12 protein-coding genes and 4 tRNA genes are annotated in these 12,579 nt (G+C 47.3%); 6 read left to right on the top strand and 10 right to left on the bottom strand.

Translation table 11 applies throughout. The annotated features are described in order from the left end of the window. Positions 1–14 precede the first annotated feature (14 nt). Positions 15–761, top strand: a complete 747-nt coding sequence (locus CI595_RS10855) for a DUF6198 family protein (RefSeq protein ID WP_095173290.1) — start codon at positions 15–17, stop codon at positions 759–761. Between the two features lie 74 nt (positions 762–835). On the opposite strand, the gene CI595_RS10850 is transcribed toward CI595_RS10855, so the two are convergent. The 7 genes from CI595_RS10850 to CI595_RS10820 all read right to left on the bottom strand — a co-directional run bounded on the left by CI595_RS10850 (position 836) and on the right by CI595_RS10820 (position 7,195). Beyond that, on the bottom strand, positions 836–1,981 hold the full coding sequence (locus CI595_RS10850) for a class I SAM-dependent methyltransferase (protein WP_440132383.1): 1,146 nt from the start codon (positions 1,979–1,981) through the stop codon (positions 836–838). A gap of 143 nt (positions 1,982–2,124) precedes the next feature. After that, a complete protein-coding gene (locus CI595_RS10845) occupies positions 2,125–3,288 on the bottom strand; it encodes a hypothetical protein (RefSeq protein ID WP_095173288.1) in 1,164 nt (387 codons plus the stop codon). A gap of 12 nt (positions 3,289–3,300) precedes the next feature. Next, on the bottom strand, positions 3,301–4,425 hold the full coding sequence (locus tag CI595_RS10840) for a hypothetical protein (protein WP_095173287.1): 1,125 nt from the start codon (positions 4,423–4,425) through the stop codon (positions 3,301–3,303). 9 nt (positions 4,426–4,434) lie between these two features. Then, positions 4,435–5,289, bottom strand: coding sequence for an ABC transporter ATP-binding protein (locus tag CI595_RS10835; RefSeq protein WP_095173286.1), 855 nt, complete (start codon positions 5,287–5,289; stop codon positions 4,435–4,437). After that, a complete protein-coding gene (locus tag CI595_RS10830) occupies positions 5,276–6,049 on the bottom strand; it encodes a hypothetical protein (protein ID WP_095173285.1) in 774 nt (257 codons plus the stop codon). The genes CI595_RS10835 and CI595_RS10830 overlap by 14 nt, the downstream gene beginning before the upstream one ends. After that, the gene (locus CI595_RS10825; protein WP_095173284.1) at positions 6,046–6,615 is read right to left on the bottom strand and encodes an RNA polymerase sigma factor; all 570 of its coding nucleotides are present in this window, start codon (positions 6,613–6,615) and stop codon (positions 6,046–6,048) included. Before CI595_RS10825 ends, CI595_RS10830 begins: the two co-directional genes overlap by 4 nt. Positions 6,616–6,799: 184 nt before the next feature. Continuing rightward, positions 6,800–7,195, bottom strand: coding sequence for a PH domain-containing protein (locus CI595_RS10820; protein WP_095173283.1), 396 nt, complete (start codon positions 7,193–7,195; stop codon positions 6,800–6,802). A gap of 260 nt (positions 7,196–7,455) precedes the next feature. On the opposite strand from CI595_RS10820, the gene CI595_RS10815 reads away from it, so the two are divergent. The 5 genes from CI595_RS10815 (at position 7,456) to CI595_RS10795 (ending at position 8,266) form a co-directional block, all read left to right on the top strand. After that, a tRNA-Glu gene (locus CI595_RS10815) sits at positions 7,456–7,527 on the top strand. Positions 7,528–7,531: 4 nt separating this feature from the next. Further along, positions 7,532–7,602 (top strand) — tRNA-Cys (locus tag CI595_RS10810). Between the two features lie 21 nt (positions 7,603–7,623). Then, positions 7,624–7,695: transfer RNA gene (locus CI595_RS10805), tRNA-Glu, on the top strand. Between the two features lie 77 nt (positions 7,696–7,772). Further along, positions 7,773–7,843 (top strand) — tRNA-Cys (locus CI595_RS10800). 159 nt (positions 7,844–8,002) lie between these two features. Further along, a complete protein-coding gene (locus CI595_RS10795) occupies positions 8,003–8,266 on the top strand; it encodes a DUF3795 domain-containing protein (RefSeq protein ID WP_065540720.1) in 264 nt (87 codons plus the stop codon). A gap of 34 nt (positions 8,267–8,300) precedes the next feature. On the opposite strand, the gene CI595_RS10790 is transcribed toward CI595_RS10795, so the two are convergent. Genes CI595_RS10790 through CI595_RS10780 form a run of 3 tightly spaced genes read right to left on the bottom strand, consistent with a single transcriptional unit; the run spans position 8,301 to position 12,540 of the window. Next, positions 8,301–9,428 (bottom strand): sensor histidine kinase, encoded by a 1,128-nt coding sequence (locus CI595_RS10790; RefSeq protein ID WP_095173282.1) that lies wholly within the window; start codon positions 9,426–9,428, stop codon positions 8,301–8,303. Continuing rightward, entirely contained in the window at positions 9,425–10,108 is a 684-nt protein-coding gene (locus tag CI595_RS10785) for a response regulator transcription factor (protein WP_095173281.1), read from the bottom strand. Before CI595_RS10785 ends, CI595_RS10790 begins: the two co-directional genes overlap by 4 nt. Before the next feature lie 47 nt (positions 10,109–10,155). Further along, positions 10,156–12,540, bottom strand: a complete 2,385-nt coding sequence (locus CI595_RS10780; RefSeq protein WP_095173280.1) for a M13 family metallopeptidase — start codon at positions 12,538–12,540, stop codon at positions 10,156–10,158. Positions 12,541–12,579: the final 39 nt, after the last annotated feature.

Here is a 12,579-nt window from a genome sequence, read left to right as displayed (position 1 = left end):
AGTACATACATATCATGAAAAAATCATTATTCTACCGGGGACTCTATTACGTGGCAGGACTTCTGCTCCTTGCCCTGGGTATTTCCCTGAACACAAGATCCGGACTGGGCGTTTCTCCCATTATATCTGTCTCCTACAGCATTTCTTCCATCTGGAACCTGAACTTCGGAGACATGACTTTTATCCTCTACTGCATTTTCGTCCTTGTGGAAATGTGTCTTCACACAGTCCGCAGCAAAATATACGCTCACAGAGGCGGCCCGGCCCTTGCCCATGCCAACCGGATCAACCTGAAGCTTGTACTGGTAATGGATGTACTGCAGCTTCCTTTAAGCCTGGTCTTCACTCGCTTTCTCAATCTTTTTTCAGACAGGATCCCTGAATTTAGGACCGCATATGCAGGCAGTTTCCCCGGCAGTTTTGCCGGAAGGACCCTCATCCTTCTTTTGGCTGTGGTCCTCACCGGCGTCGGGGCAGCCATGTCTCTGAACATGCGTATCATCCCTAATCCGGGGGATGGTATTGTGCAGGCCATCGCGGACTGCACCGGCTGGCAAGTGGGATTTACAAAAAACTGCTTTGACCTGCTGAATATCTCTTTCACCATTGGGGTCAGCCTGCTTTTTGCGGGACGTCCGGTAGGGATTGGACTTGGGACTGTCATTGCGGTCATTGGCGTCGGAAGGGTGATCGCGGTCTTTAACCGCCTTACCCAGGAAAAAATGCTGTACCTGGCAGGAATGACAGAAATCTGTACCTAAACAGCCGCGGCTGCAGAACAGGGACCTTACATGTCTTTGTTCTGCAGCCGCAGCCATTTTAAAAATATCCTATTTTAATACCAGCGTACCATGGGCAGTTCATTGTTAATTCCTTTTGAGGCCAATACCTGATGTATGTCAATCACTCCATTGTGAAAGGTTGCCGCACAGGATGCCAGGTACAGTTCCCACATACGGACAAATCTTTCGTCAAACATTTCCCTCACTTCCCGGGCATGTTCTTTAAAATTCCTCTCCCAGCACAAAAGTGTCCTGTTGTAATGATTCCTCAGATTCTCCACATCCATGACATGGAATCCATCCTCCGCCATACAGGAGACCATTTCCCTGAGACTTGGGACCACACCGCCGGGAAAGATATATTTTTTGATCCACGGATCACCCGGATGCTCTTTCAGTTCACTGATAAAATGCAGAAGGAGCAGGCCGCCCGGTTTTAGGACATGATTTATACAGTCTATGAACATCTGGTAGTTCTCACGCCCCACATGTTCCGCCATTCCTACACTCACCACCCTGTCGAACTTCCATTCACTTTTCTTAAGCTCCCTGTAGTCCATAAGCTCCACTGTCAGCAGTTCCTCAAGCCCTTCCTCCGCAATCCGCTTCGTGAACTCTCTGTGCTGCTCCTCACTCAGGGTAATGCCCGTCCCTTTGACTTTATATTTTTTAGCTGCCTCTATCAGCAGGAATCCCCAGCCGCATCCGATGTCCAGCAGGCTCATTCCCTCCTTCAGATACAGCTTCTGCAAAATATAGTCCACTTTATTGACCTGTGCCTGGTACAGTGTATCGTCCTCATGCAGAAAATACCCGCAGGAATAACTCATGGTCTCGTCCAGCCAAAGCTTATAGAAATCATTACCGATATCGTAGTGGCTCCGCACCTCTTTCTCCTGGTTCTTTTTGGCTGTGGAGGAGAAGATCAGCTTTTTCAGCACCTTCTGGTCCATGGAGAATTTATCCATCTGTCCCAGAAAGTGGTCCAGGGCCTCATACAAATCCCCCTCGATCTCCAGATCATCATTCATGTAGGCTTCCCCCAGGGCCAGGGATGTGCTCGTTACCAGTTCCTTCATGGGGATCATTTTACGGCAGTTGACTGTAAACATGGGATTTCCCTCCCCAATCAGGTACTCCTTTCCCGAAGCCTTCACTAAGAAAGGGTACTCATCGAATTTTTTCAAGAACTGTATCATCATGTTTTCTTCCAGCACTTTTATGTTCCTCCTTGCAGCGTACACGCGCTGTAACAGTTCAGACAAGTTGGACTGTTACCACTCGCATTCTCTATAAGTGCATTTTTACCATAATTTCCACAGTTCATACATTTCAAGGCCGCTCAGTCAATATTTCTCTTTCTCTCTGAAACAAACTGTACCCCCACTGCCAGAATGCCGATTCCCAATACCATTCCTGCCGCCACAGGCACCAGATACTTCCATGTAGTGATCTCCATGAAATGATAGACTAAAAATGCGCCATAGCAGCCTGCCAGTATCACCAGGGGAAGCGCCCAGGCAATCGCCGTGATATGATTTCTGCAGTACCGGGTGACAACAAAGAGTATAAGTCCGGCCCCCACTGCAGTCATAGTGCAGAACAACACATTCATCAGCGACAGGGTACCCAGCGTCCAGGGGAACCATCCGATATATCCGCTGGAGAAAGAAGCAGCCGGTGCATTCCAAAACTCTATGACACGGTTTATTTTTGCGATCAGCATATAAAACAGGAACTCTGCCCCAATTACCAGAAACGCAGATAACAGGCAGGCTGCCAGTTTATAAAGGTAATACTTTCTGCCTCTTTTACAGCTATATTGGAGCATGGTCATCCGGTTTCTGTTTTCCTGCACCATATAGGGCAAGATCATAAAAATCACGCTGATGATCGCAAAAACTGCCCAGAACTGCAGGACCTCAAAGTTATCCCCAATCACCTGCGGCGGCAGTATACCGTACACTTCCTTCCAGTTCCGCTCTAAAGTCCGCTGCCTCTGTGCCTCATCCAAATCTTTATAGTATGATGTGCCGTCCACTTTTCCCAATGCTTCGGACTCATACCTGTCAAGATACATCTGATACACATTCAGTTCAATGGCCCGGGTAAATTCCCTGGTTATATCATCCGCGGTAAACACATCGTAAATCTCCATCCACAGTGCCGTATCCTCATCCGGGGAAAGGCTCTCCTCCGCATAGTTAAATTCCTGGAACGTACGAAACCCATAGCTCTGGAACAAAGCGTTTTCCGCGATCATCTTGTCAATCTCACTGACACCTTTTTGGGGTGCGTCCGCTTTCATCTTTTCATATTCATCCTCCGATATATAGTTCCCATACTTTTTGACAATATCAGCCGCAATATCAGCCGTCTGCTGGTAACTGCCCTCATATATGGATACATATGGACTGATAAATAAAAGAAAATACAGAATCCAAAATGCCAGCAGACACAGGCACTTTTTCCAGCTCCATATTTTTTTGATCTCCTCAAATAACATATCGTCACCTCCCTACAAATCTTCGGCCAGAAACTTTTTCCTGGCAGCAAATGCTGCTGCCCCCGCAAGCCCTCCCCAACAGAGAAGCACGATCACCTCATAATACCGCGGAGAGAAAAAATGACCGCCGCTCACCATCCAGTGCCCTGCTTTGCGGGCCAGATCCACTGGATTATACTGCAAAATAAAATAAAACCTGCTGTTCTTTGGAAACAGGGAGGTCACTGTATAAATAACCGTGCACCCAAATCCAAGCTGTATAAAAGACACAAAGCTGTTTTTATTCCTTGTGACCAGACTAAAACTGATATAGGAAAACAGGAGTGCGGCAGCTATGGAGATCATAAATTCCATCCCCACATATCCCGCTGCAGTCAAAGGCATTCTACTTAAGATCGGGAAAAAGGAATCCAGAAGCATCATACTTCCAACGGGGGTTTTCCAAAGACTGCCCAATGGAAACACAACGCAGGCCGTCATAAGAGTCACACCCCAGATACATATGGTAAACAGTACACCGGCAGACGCTGCGGTCCTCCTTCTGCTGTCCTGGATCTTCCTTCCGGCCTTTGTGGTATATACCACCGCAGCGGTTCCCGTGGCAAAAGTCTCACTGACACTCTGCATCATGAGCAATACCCCTGCCAGTATACTTTCCAGGGTACAGGCAAGGGGAATCCATCTGGAAAACAATGCAAAAAAGTCCCTGCTGCACGGTACAAAAAAGCTGGCAGCTCTCCCGCTTTCTCTGTTCTCCTCCAGAATCTTCCCTAATTTTCCGTACTCCGTGCTGACATATTTTTTCGCCTCCCCGGTAAGCCGCAGGGAAGAGGAAAATGCTTCTGCCATGCTCTCACTGTCCATCTTCTTTATCATGTACAGTGTACCATCCATGATCTGCCGGAAAGTGGGAACCCCCGTCTGCTTCTCCTCCGTTGGCTCCAGAGCCTCCAGATACTTCTCTGCCGTTTCCTCACTCAAGGGAAGCTGCAGTTCGTCCCAGATTTCCCGGCTTTTCCTGACAAGCTCTCTCTGCCCTCCGAAATTAGCCAGGATCCACATATTGAGCAGAATACTTCCTATGAGGATCCCCCAGAACAGCGGTCTGCACATCTGTCGCTTCCATTCTTCTCTCATCTCTCCACCTCATTCCCGATAGGTGTATAAAAATACATCCTCCAGACTGGCCGCGCAGGAACTCCATCCATCTTTTTCTCTGTCCGCAATAAAGCGTATCTCGCAGTTTCCTCCTTCCTGCCTCTGGGAAACAACCTGGTATTCCCTCTCAAAATCCGCCAGCTCCTCTGTCTTGATCCGTGTGCTGAAGAGTTTCCCCTCCAGTGTCAAGCACAGGTTTTCCACACTGTCATTGGCATAAATCTGCTTATCTTTCAGCATAATTATATGATTTGCAATAAATTCCACGTCCGAAACAATATGGGTGGAGATAATGACAATTTTATTTCCGGAAAGGGAGGTGAGGATCTTCCGGAAGCGCACCCGCTCCTTTGGGTCCAGTCCCGCAGTCGGTTCATCCAGGATCAAAATTTCCGGGTTACCCAAAAGTGCCTGGGCGATACCCACACGTTGTATCATACCCCCGGAAAACTTCTTCATCTTTTTTTTGGCCGCATCTGTTAGACCAACCTGTTCTATGAGGCGGGGAACTTCTTTTTTTAGCTGTTCCTTTCCAATCCCCTTTAAAATGCCGATGTAACGCAGATATCTCTCAGGGGTATAATCCCGGTAATAGCCAAAGTCCTGGGGGAGAAACCCCAGTTTTTCACGGTACTTTTCATCCAGCTTTTGGATCTCCCTGCCCTCCCAAAGGATACTTCCCTCTGTGGTATAGAGGAGGGTTGCCAGCATTTTCATAAGTGTGGTCTTTCCTGCTCCATTTGGGGCAAGGAGACCATATATTCCGTAATTCAATTCCAGATTTATATCTTTTAATGCGGTGAAATTCTGGTATTTTTTTGTCACATGATTAATTTGCAGCATTTGTATACTCCTTTCTGAACGTCTGTCCGCACAAACGGAGCAGATGTCTGATATAGATGAACGCGGCTGCCACACCTGCCGCCGCGAAAAGTGCCACCGGGATCTGCTCCAGCAGTATGCCGTACCAGTCCCCTGCCAGCCCTGTAAGCAATAGATTGCCTATGATCCACATGCCGCTGACTGCTGCTCCCCAGGAGATCTTCTTTCCTCTCTCGATCCCAAGCACAAGAAAAAGCGAAAAGATCATCAGGGAGGCAAATGCCGTTGCCAGCATTCTCGGAACGTCGGCCTCATATCTGACTGCCAGGATCACTGCGTAAACCAAATTTACGCCAAGCCCCAGCAGACTGTTTAAAAACATGCGCGCTGTCATCAGGTGGAAAAAAGTGTACTTACAGCTCATAAGTTGTTCGTATGTCTGATTTTGCTTCTCCTTTACAGATGAAAGAAAAAAAATGGCTGCATAGAGCATCGGCGCTCCTGTAAAAACAGCACTGTAAGCATTGAAAAAGCCCACTCCCACAAGTTTCATCCCCATAAAAAGCAGGAACACGGCGAGACTGAAGGATAAAAAGAGGATATCCGCCATATATGCATACAGCTGCCTGATACCAATGCCGAAAAATATATCCCATAAAAAGGTACTCATCCCCTCCTCCTTTGGCAGCCGGCTCAGTTCTTCTGCCAGTTTCAGATTCTCTTCTTTTCGTGCGGCTTTTTTCCACATAGCTTCTAAAAATTCATTTTCCGGCTGCGTCATACCTGTTCCCTCCTCTGTCTCTGTAATTTTTTTCTTGCCCTGTGCAGCAGTATCCTGACCTGCGGAAGGGATTTCCCCATGGCTGCCGCGATTTCCTCATATGACATCCCATCCACACAGAATAGAATAAGCGCCTGTCTGTAATCCTCCGGCAGCTCTTCTATCCACTGCAGAAGTTCTGCGTACTCTTCTTTTCTCACATAAAGTTCCTCCGGTGACGGCGGTGAAAGCCCCGGCACATCCGTCTTTCCTGTGTCCAGTTCCTCTGTTCTCTGCCTTGCGTTTTTTCTCAATTGGTCCACTGCCTTGTGCTTTACTACGGCAAACAGGTAGGTTCTGAAAGCGCAGGACCCGGAAAGACGTTTTCTCTGTACATAGATATCTGCAAAACTGTCCTGTACGATATCAAGTGCAGACTGTTCCTCTTTCAGCATTGTCATACAGAACCGCACAGCCTCCCGGTAGTGGCGCAGCACCAGCACGTCAAAAGCCTGTTTTAAATTTTCATCCCTGACCATTTCCATAAGCTGGTCATCCGTCTTATCCTTCAGTTCTTCCCGGGTCATATAGATTCCTTTCTGTCTTGGAAAGTTATGAAACTTAGTGTGCACGAAATAGTTTACCTCTGTAACTTTCTGCTTATTAATCGAATCGGAAAGCTAAAAGTTACACCATGTCTTTCAAAAATTTATAATTTATATCTTAGCACCATGAAAAAAGCCCTGAATCTTAAAATTCAGGACTTTTTTATTACACCTTAATCATAGGATTGCACCTTAACAGTTCTTCGATCAGTCTGTCTCTGTCCCGGACAGCACATATCATTTCCTGCCGTCTTCCTTTTATCTCGATCCTGTCCAGTGATGCCGCTGTGGCGGAAATGGGATTGCATGTTCTGCGTATCTCCATGATCTCAGAAATCTCCATGGAATCCTTCATGATCCCAAAATAGATCGCCATCCGGTCCCCGTCCACCACCACATAATTCCTCACAACAATTGGAATAAAGATTGCATTGAAGACAACTAAAGCCGCCGCTATCTCAGCGGAAACCTCATTTGACACAACCAGCTCATAGGCCATCACAAGATTCCCTGCCAACAGGATCAGCCAGAACCATACCGCAATTTTCCCTTTGAATTTCATATTGTATCACCTCTCTCATGCATTCCCGTCAATGTGTGTCAAAAAGCGCTTTTCTTATGCAGTGCGATGCAGTATAGATTAAGTATACACCATGCAGCCCATGGAAACAATTTATTCTCTCTTTTTTTTTCAAAAAATCACTTTGTACAAGTAGTGTAAATTTTTGAAAAAAATGCTTGCAATTTGTATTTTCTTATGCTATCATAATTCATGGTCGCTCCGATAAACGCAAAGGGGCAAAAAGATAAATAAACAGTGACGGCTCCATGGTCAAGCGGTTAAGACACCGCCCTTTCACGGCGGTAACAGGGGTTCAAATCCCCTTGGAGTCACTCAGGCGCCATAGCCAAGTGGTAAGGCAAAGGTCTGCAACACCTCTATCACCAGTTCAAATCTGGTTGGCGCCTCTTTTATCTATTTATCTTAACGGCTCCATGGTCAAGCGGTTAAGACACCGCCCTTTCACGGCGGTAACAGGGGTTCAAATCCCCTTGGAGTCATTTTTTACTTGCATATTTTTGGATTTGTGGTAATATAATATAGTGTAATACTTCTTCAAAACAGAATAAATAGATATGGCGCCATAGCCAAGTGGTAAGGCAAAGGTCTGCAACACCTCTATCACCAGTTCAAATCTGGTTGGCGCCTCTCGTAAGATCTCAGGGATGAAAAGTCTCTGAGATTTTTCTTTTCTCAAGATCCCCCTACCCGCTTTCTAAAAAATAATCAGCACCGGTATCAGGAACATGACGCATAGTTGTCATGTTCCTTTTGTTATGATCAGGATAAAAAATGGAGGTTTCAAGTATGATTGAATCAAGATGTGGTATCTTATGCAGTGAATGTGCGTACAAAGAGCAGATGGGATGTAAAGGGTGTTTACATATTGACAAGCCATTCTGGGGAGATAACTGCCCGGTGAAAAACAGCTGTGAATCCAAGGAGCATCAGCACTGCGGCCAGTGCGGTGAATTTCCATGTGCCTTACTGAAACAGTTCGCTTACGATGAAAAACAGGGGGATGGCGGAAAACGTATTGAGCAGTGTAAATGCTGGATGCAATGTTCTTAATGCAAAGATCATTGCAGCCCGGCACAAAACTCTTTTACACAGGCAGATATATTTTAAATGTACTCCCCTGATTTAATTCACTGACAACCTCGATCTTTCCCCCATGCTTATCCAGAATCATCTTCACAACTGCCAGCCCCAGACCGGAACCCGGTATGCGCTGGGACCTGGATTTATCTGCACGGTAAAAAGGTTCAAAAATATGGACCAGATCTTCTTGTCCTATCCCATACCCTGTATCAGCTACCTGGATAACCGCACACTTTCCGTTCATGTCCATGGAAACTGTAATATCTCCGTCTCTCCGGTTGTATTTTATGGCATTTTCTATCAGGTTATAAAAAGCCCTGTAAAGAAGGCTGGGATTTCCGTATACAAACCCGCTGACCGGCTGCCCCATTGACAGCTTCACCTGACTGCTCCGGGCTTTTTTTGCCAGCTCCTGTACTGCCTGTTGGAGTAAAGTATACAGCTCCACACGCTGGTCCATGGGAATGTCTCTGAGATTGGCAAGGGCCAGCAGGCCTTCTACTGTTTTGATAATGCGGTTCAAAGAGGTATCTGTGTCCTGCATGAACTCCTTATAGTCCGCGATTTTAGGATTCGGTGTCATTTCCAGCACCTGAAGGGAGGATTTGATAACAGCAAGCGGTGTTTTCAGCTCATGAGCCGCATTGGCGGCAAAGCTTTTCTGTATCAGAAAGGCATCCTCCAGACGCTCCAGCATACTGTTAAATGCGTCTGCCAGTACGCCCACCTCCCCCTGGGTTCTTTTAAGTTCCACCCGCTTATCCAGGTTCCGGTCATCCACCCTCTGTACCGACTCAGTCAGCTCTTTTAACGGCCGCAGCATTTTCCCTGTGGCCCAGTAAGTACCGGCCAGGGCCAGCAGTATAATGACAGCCATGGTCACTACAGACTGCACGGAAAATTTCATGGAAGCCTCTTGGTAGGTCACATCCGGATCAAGCGCAGGGGGCAGTTCTCCTTCCGGAAGTGCGGGATCATAATACACAGCCCCTTCTTCCACCAAAGAAGCATAGTCCCCATAATAACTGCGGGCAGATACCAGCGAATTTACCGTCAGGAGCAGACAGGCAAGTACCAGTATCACACCTACGATCCCTGTGATCTGAAGCTGCAGCGTATGTTTTTTCATCATGATCCCTCCTCCGGGCACTGCAGGCAGTAGCCTTTTCCTCTGTAAGTGACAATATATCCCCCCGCACCGGCTGCATCCAGCTTTTTGCGCAGGGAATGAATATGAAAACGGAAAGAATTTGAGAACAGGTCAGCTTCGCTGTCCCACGCGTGTTCGATCAATTCTTCCGCGCCTGTCATCTTCCCGGCATGGACAAATAAATATTCCAGCAGCGCGAATTCTTTCCTGGTCAGCTCCACTTCCTCTTCCCTGCACCAGACCTGCCTCCGTTTCGTATCCAGTTTCAGATATCCACAAGTAAGCACTGTATTTCCGGTGGTAAAGTTCCGGCGCAGAAGGCTGCGGATACGGGCCTCCAGCTCTTTAAACTCAAACGGTTTTGTAAGATAATCATTGCTTCCCTCATCCAGCCCGCTCACTTTATCCTCCAGTGTATTGCGTGCGGACAAGATCAGAACTTTCAGCCCGTCATCCCGGCTGCGGATACGCCGCAGAACTTCCATACCGTCCACTTTAGGGAGGTTCAGATCTAAGATCATCAGATCATACTCATTCACTTCATAAAGATACAGGGCTTCTTCCCCATCAAAGGCGCAGTCTACAGAATATCCCAGTATTTTCAACCCCTTCGCCACCGTTTTGGAAAGAAGCTCTTCATCTTCCACCAACAACAATTTCATATTACTGCCTCCCTGCTTTTTATCATAACAAAACTCTTACTGCCTGATCACCAGATTGCCACACGTTCCTCTTTGGGCACATACATCCCGTCACCTTCTTTGATGCCGTAAGTATCATAGAACTCCTGGAAGTTGGCAAGTACCCTGTTGCATCTCAGGTTATTGGGCGCATGGATATCACTCTCTGCCATTTCTTTTAGTATACTATAATCTGCGGCTCTCAGCCACTGGTTTGCGTAGCTTCGGAAAAATGCGTCGTAATCCGGATTTTCCATTTTGGAAAGCAGCTCCAGGCCACAGGCGATCCCGCCGATATCCGCAATGTTTTCACTTAGGTTTTCCTGGGCATTGGCTTTTATTCCAGGTGCTGCTTCATAACCGTCATAATATTCCACCACATTGCTGCACAGTTTCTCAAAATGAGTATAATCCTCATTTGTCCACCAGTCTCTTACATTTCCCTTGGCATCATACTGGGCCCCGCCATCATCAAACATATGGGTGATCTCATGGGCAATCGTGCTTCCGATAGATCCCAGGTTCGTCTCAAAGGATGCTGTTTTGTCGTAAAACGGAGCCTGCAGGATACCTGCGGGAAAAATAATGGTGTTTGTATTTCTGCTGGCTGCAGCGTTTACGGTATAAGCTGCCAGAGGGAATCTTCTGGGGTCAACCGGTTTTTCCAGTTCCTCTATCTGGCGTTTCCACTTTTCTGCCTCAGACGCAGCCACGTTTTCAAAATAACTGCCTCCCTCTTCTGTTCCCCTGAACCGGGCCCGGTTCAGGTTCCATTCATCCGGATATCCGATCAGCACGGTGATAGAGTCCAGTTTTTTAAGTGCCTCCTTCTTGCTGGAAGCATCCATCCAGTCCAGGCGGTTGATCCGGTCTTTGAATGTATCTGTCAGCATGGTTACCATTTTTTCTATCTCCGCTTTTGATTCAGCCGGAAAATAACGCTGGGTATAGAGCTGTCCCAGTTCGTCGGAGAGGAAATTCTGCACAGCGATATCAGCGGAAGAGATTCCGGCGGTTCCAAACTTTTCCGCAAGGTCTGAACTCAGATATGAGCTGTATCCTGTGAGCAGTGCCATTTTTTCGATGGCTTTAAATATTTCCAGATTATCCTCTGTAAACCATTTGGCATAAGAAGCAAACTGTACATCGTCAAATACGATCATCTTTACATCCTGACTAAGACCGATGGACTGAACCAACTGGGAGAGCTTCGCCTGGGGCATCATCTCATCCAGTGTCTCCGGCGTATAGTATTTTGGCTCCTTTATCTTTCCGGAAGCATCCTGGCTCTGCATATGATCCACCAGATTCTTCTCCAGCTTCAGGATCCCATCGGCATGTGCTTCGGCCTTTTCCCGGCTCTCTCCCACTGCTAAAAGCTGTTCGATAATAGAATTCCGGTATTCCTTATAGGCATCCCCATCCTGCTTCTCATAATCCTCTTTGGTCAATCCGGGAACCTGTGTCATAAGCTGCAGAACTTTTCTGCTGCTGTCTTTTGTATCCGTTACCGGTATGCCGGGGATCAGGCCATTGGCAAAGTTCCCCAGTTCCAGTACCGATTGGGCAATGGCTGCATTTAATTCAGAAAAGGAGGCCGCACGGTCAACCGCATCCAGATACTTCTGTAAAGGTTCTATGCCGGCCTGATCGCGGGAATCCATATTTTCATAATTCTTGTAGAGCGTGCGGATCTTCTGTTCCGGGCTTCCCTCTTTATAGTCTTCCTCACTGTTCACGATCTCAAGGATCAATTCCTTTAACTGCTCATCTGTATGCTTTGTTACGGAAGTGGAACCGCCCGCCATGTCCTCTCCCTCCGGTATCTCAATGGTGTTAAGCTGCTGCTGATTCACCGCAGTATAAAAATCATCCTTCAAATCCGTGCCGAATGCAGCGTAAAACCTGGCGGAAATTATTTCCGCATCCTTCATAGTCACCGGTTCCTCCAGGATACTGCTGCCTGCCGCACCTTCTTCCTCTTCCCCGTCAGAAGTACCTGTCAGGTCAGAAGCTGCCAGGATACCTCCGTCTGACAGGTTCTGCAGATCTTCCTTTGCCCAATCGGGAACTTCCTTCAGGTCAGGGGCCGGGGGCGCGATCCTTTTTGCATTTCCTTTTGGTGCCGGAAGCCTGCCGAATGCCCTGCTGGCCAGCACAAGCATTTGCAGACGTGTGGCTTTATCAGATTCCTCCATCCCCTCTATGACTGCAGAACGCTCAGGGGATGCAGCGTACCCTTCCGAAGCTTTCATAAAATAATCTGCAATCTCTCCCACCTCCGGGCTGACCGCTGCTACGGTGCCCGTGTTCTTTTGAGGAGCTTTTTTCTCTGTATACGGTGCAGCACATCCTGCCAGGGATGCGGTTACCAAAAGTATTGCCATAAATATTTTGAGTTTTTTTAATTTCATAATAATTGTATCCTTTCACAATTTTTTATGGGAATCATA

Source organism: Blautia hominis, from assembly GCA_002270465.1.
Lineage (GTDB): Bacteria > Bacillota > Clostridia > Lachnospirales > Lachnospiraceae > Blautia > Blautia hominis.
Note: the sequence above shows the minus strand (reverse complement) of the source record. Positions and strands in the feature narration are given on the sequence as shown.

Coding starts and splice junctions, on each gene's coding strand:
- CI595_RS10855 (WP_095173290.1), top strand. CDS start 15: ATGAAAAAATCATTATTCTACCGGGGACTCTATTACGTGGCAGGACTT.
- CI595_RS10850 (WP_440132383.1), bottom strand. CDS start 1,981: ATGATACAGTTCTTGAAAAAATTCGATGAGTACCCTTTCTTAGTGAAG.
- CI595_RS10845 (WP_095173288.1), bottom strand. CDS start 3,288: ATGTTATTTGAGGAGATCAAAAAAATATGGAGCTGGAAAAAGTGCCTG.
- CI595_RS10840 (WP_095173287.1), bottom strand. CDS start 4,425: ATGAGAGAAGAATGGAAGCGACAGATGTGCAGACCGCTGTTCTGGGGG.
- CI595_RS10835 (WP_095173286.1), bottom strand. CDS start 5,289: ATGCTGCAAATTAATCATGTGACAAAAAAATACCAGAATTTCACCGCA.
- CI595_RS10830 (WP_095173285.1), bottom strand. CDS start 6,049: ATGACGCAGCCGGAAAATGAATTTTTAGAAGCTATGTGGAAAAAAGCC.
- CI595_RS10825 (WP_095173284.1), bottom strand. CDS start 6,615: ATGACCCGGGAAGAACTGAAGGATAAGACGGATGACCAGCTTATGGAA.
- CI595_RS10820 (WP_095173283.1), bottom strand. CDS start 7,195: ATGAAATTCAAAGGGAAAATTGCGGTATGGTTCTGGCTGATCCTGTTG.
- CI595_RS10795 (WP_065540720.1), top strand. CDS start 8,003: ATGATTGAATCAAGATGTGGTATCTTATGCAGTGAATGTGCGTACAAA.
- CI595_RS10790 (WP_095173282.1), bottom strand. CDS start 9,428: ATGATGAAAAAACATACGCTGCAGCTTCAGATCACAGGGATCGTAGGT.
- CI595_RS10785 (WP_095173281.1), bottom strand. CDS start 10,108: ATGAAATTGTTGTTGGTGGAAGATGAAGAGCTTCTTTCCAAAACGGTG.
- CI595_RS10780 (WP_095173280.1), bottom strand. CDS start 12,540: ATGAAATTAAAAAAACTCAAAATATTTATGGCAATACTTTTGGTAACC.